The sequence below is a fragment of the Romboutsia sp. genome, assembly GCF_035470145.1.
Classification (GTDB): domain Bacteria; phylum Bacillota; class Clostridia; order Peptostreptococcales; family Peptostreptococcaceae; genus Romboutsia_D.
On sequence record NZ_DATIRC010000236.1, the window covers coordinates 1 to 3451 of the forward strand.

The 3451-nt window shown below is 25.3% G+C and carries 4 protein-coding genes; all 4 read right to left on the bottom strand.

Annotated elements, in window-relative coordinates:
* Positions 1–463: methyltransferase (locus tag VLM92_RS10115; protein WP_325276223.1), on the bottom strand; the 463-nt coding region annotated here is incomplete at its 3' end.
* A gap of 26 nt (positions 464–489) precedes the next feature.
* Positions 490–855 carry a hypothetical protein gene (locus tag VLM92_RS10120; protein WP_325276224.1) on the bottom strand — a complete coding sequence of 122 codons (366 nt, stop codon included), beginning with the start codon at positions 853–855 and terminating at the stop codon, positions 490–492.
* A 421-nt stretch (positions 856–1276) separates the two neighbouring features.
* Positions 1277–2314 (bottom strand): glycoside hydrolase family 113, encoded by a 1038-nt coding sequence (locus VLM92_RS10125; RefSeq protein WP_325276225.1) that lies wholly within the window; start codon positions 2312–2314, stop codon positions 1277–1279.
* Between the two features lie 13 nt (positions 2315–2327).
* Positions 2328–3451: cellulose biosynthesis cyclic di-GMP-binding regulatory protein BcsB (locus VLM92_RS10130; RefSeq protein WP_325276226.1), on the bottom strand; the 1124-nt coding region annotated here is incomplete at its 5' end.

Below are 3451 nucleotides of genomic sequence, written 5' to 3' on the forward strand. Positions count from 1 at the left end.
CAATTTTTCTTTCATTCTCATATACAGAATTTAATATATTATCTATAATTTTTCTAAATATTTGTACAGAAAATGGGTTAAAGAAGTAAAATTTATTTTCTAATGGATTTATTTCATAATCCTGTGCAAAGCAGCATTTAAAATCAATTTTATTGCTACTTCTTTTATGTTTTTTTAAATAGTTTTCTTTATTACAAAGGCAGTCATGATAATATCTTTCATCCATTTCCACTCCAACTACATTTGCTTTGAAAAAATAATTTATATAAAAATTAAGTCTACCTTTTCCACATCCAAAGTCGACTATATAATCACTTTCTTTTATACTATACTCTTCAAATAATATATCTAAAGCTTGATATAAAGTTGCTTGATATGGATGATAATGAGCTATTTTATCGCTCCAAAGTTCTTCTCCAGTTGTATTTATATTTAATAGTTTTTCATATGAGTTTTCTTCCATTGTCATTCCTTTCTGGTGTCTTTGCTTTAATTCATTATATCACTAATCTCACCTGTGTGCATATTCACATGAAACCACCCCATTGTAGCTGTATGACTTTCCTCTTCATTTGTTACTATTTCATATGCATGGACTACATAATAATTGCCATCTATGCTATCTACTTCTATAATTGATGGTAAATATGTTCCCGTCTTAAGTAAATGTGCTTTTACTTTTTCTATAGCTTCTTTTTCACTCATTTTATTATTTTTATCGTTATTAAATAAAACCTCTATAGAACTTTCATTTGTATTTTCATGTGTATTATCAAGTTTATTATTATTTATATATGCTACCGTAAAAATCATAAATAATATAGAGCCTACTAATATTACCTTGTTTAGTTTCATAAAAAAATCCTCCGTTAATATTTTCCTTAATAATATCTTCGACACCATATTTTTATTTATTCAATTTATGCTAATTTATTTTAAATATAAAAAATTCGCTTCGCTCATGTCGCCAACGACCTTGAGAAATAGGTCCGTTGCTCAAGCTTAGCGGCTGGTATTATAATTCATCCACAAACCAGATAAATTATAATACCTTAGTATATAAAAAATAACCTATATAACGAGTTGTTTTTACAGTATCTATTATATAGGTTACTTTATAATTTTTTTATATTAATCTTTTCTTAAATCACTGATTTAACATTACTTTCTAAGTTACAATTATCCTTCCTTAAACCTACTAATACTATCATTAATAGTGTATGTGTTACATTTAATGTCCCGGGTAATAATTTATCTGCTATTTAACTATTTAATTTTACTCATACCAACTAGATATTATATCTATACTTTGCTTAGACGGATAAAAAGTTTTATCTTCTCCTTTTTGCCCAACTGCAAAAACTGAAAATCCTTTTAAATAATCTTCATTTTCAAAAGCCTCTTTATAAGCCTCAAAGCACCTTGCTTGCTCTTTATCATTTTCAATATTTGAAACCACGCTATCCCAAGGATGAGTTGCAGCATGATTTCTTCTTGGAAATCCTAATTCTCCAAAGAATATTTCTTTTTCATGCTTTTTATAGAAATTATATATTTCTTTTTTTATATTTTGCTTCCTATTGTGTATTGTAGTTGAACTTAAACAATGTACTAATTCACCAACAGTATTTTCTGAATTTTCACTTAACTCAAAGTAAGCTGCTATTGATATAAAATCCACATGAGAAAATAGCTTATTATTTAGCTTTTTATTGTACCTATCTATACTTTCATCATCCCATTTAGCAGTGTACCACCATGAAGTTTTATATGTTACTAATCCATCAAATTCTTCTTTTACAAAGTCAATAATGTCACACCAATTTTCTTCATATTCTTCTAGTTTTACTAAGTTAGATGCAGTATTCATAATATCAACATCATATTTATTAGCTATATCATTAATAAGAGTAATTAATATAACTTTCCAATCTTTAAAAAATCTTTCTTTATTTGATGGATTATAATAAGTTTCATAATCACTTCCATTGTTAATCCATGGATAAGCTTCTAAAATAATCTTTATATTTTTCTTTTTTAATAACTTTATAAGTTTTATAGCTTTATTCTTGCTGTATTCATCTATTTTCATATCATTTGATGTAAGACTTGGTATTTCTATAACTACTGGAACATTTACGGTATTAACGCGTAAAGCTTTTATATCATTTAAAGCTTGGTCAACTTCATAATCAGTAGATAAATTAACTGACTTTATTTTATCTACCTTCGCTTCAGTATTTTTTAAAAATATAGTCCAAAATACAAAAATACAAATTGCAAATATAATAATAAATAATCTTTTTTTGTTCATATATCTCCTTAAATTACTTTCTATATTTTAATACTAAGAAAATTAAAGAAATTATGACAGTAACTAATAAAAATACAGCTACCATAATAAATATTTTCACTTGGTTACTTATTTTTTTATGCTCCTTAGTTTCTTCTTTAACTACCTCTTCTTTAGCCTTATAATCTAAATCCTGTACATATCCATTTCTTCCTATTACAATAGTATCTCCTTTAAGTGATTTTGTCAGATTCAAATCACTTAAATATTTACTACTTAAACTTAAATCTGCTATATCTGTAGAAGCTATAATCATAGCACTTTTATTTTTTGAATAAGGTGAATCTATTAACTGTATAGAAGCTACCTCTAAAGAGTATTCTCCAATAAATTTTATTTTATCATTTGCTTCAAAGCCTTTGTAATCCTTTTTAAATTTCAAATTTAAATCTTTATTTATATCTTTTATAAGATGATTATTGCTAGGTGTTCCGATTATTATCAAATTATCTTCTTTATCTTGCTTTTTAAATTCGCTACTTTTAACAACATTTAATTTTCCATTATTAAATTCAACTTCATGACCCATATATGCAATTATGTTTGCAATATCAGTTAATTGCTTTGATCCTGAACTATCAGGTATAACTACTGTTAAATCATTAAATTTATTGTTTTCAACAAAAGGATATGGATAGGTACTAAATTTTAGCTCCTTATTATTATTATAATCAAATTCAATAAAAGATTCATTTGAAATATAAGCCCATGGATTATCAGTATCTCTAGTATCACATACTAAGTCTAAAAGTTCTAAATTAAATACTACCTTCATTTGATAATAATTTTTTCCTACAACTTCATTAGGTAAATTTAATTCTATACTATCATTATTACTTTTTTCTTTAACAAACTTTTTACTTCCTATAGGTACATCATTTACATATACTGTAGCTAATGATCTTTCAAAATCTAAGTTTTGAGCATATCTAATATTTAATTTTATTTTAGACCCTAATTCTACAACTTTATTTTTAGGGGTGTTTATATCCATTATAACTTCTTGAGAAAAAGGTCCTTTAACTATCATATTCTCATAACCTAAATCTTTTAAAGATACTTTTCCTGTATTCTCTTTTACTTTCAAATCATTTATAT

Bases quoted from the DNA above. Each gene is read 5' to 3' on its own strand.
- VLM92_RS10125 (WP_325276225.1), bottom strand. From the start codon at position 2,314: ATGAACAAAAAAAGATTATTTATTATTATATTTGCAATTTGTATTTTT.
- VLM92_RS10120 (WP_325276224.1), bottom strand. From the start codon at position 855: ATGAAACTAAACAAGGTAATATTAGTAGGCTCTATATTATTTATGATT.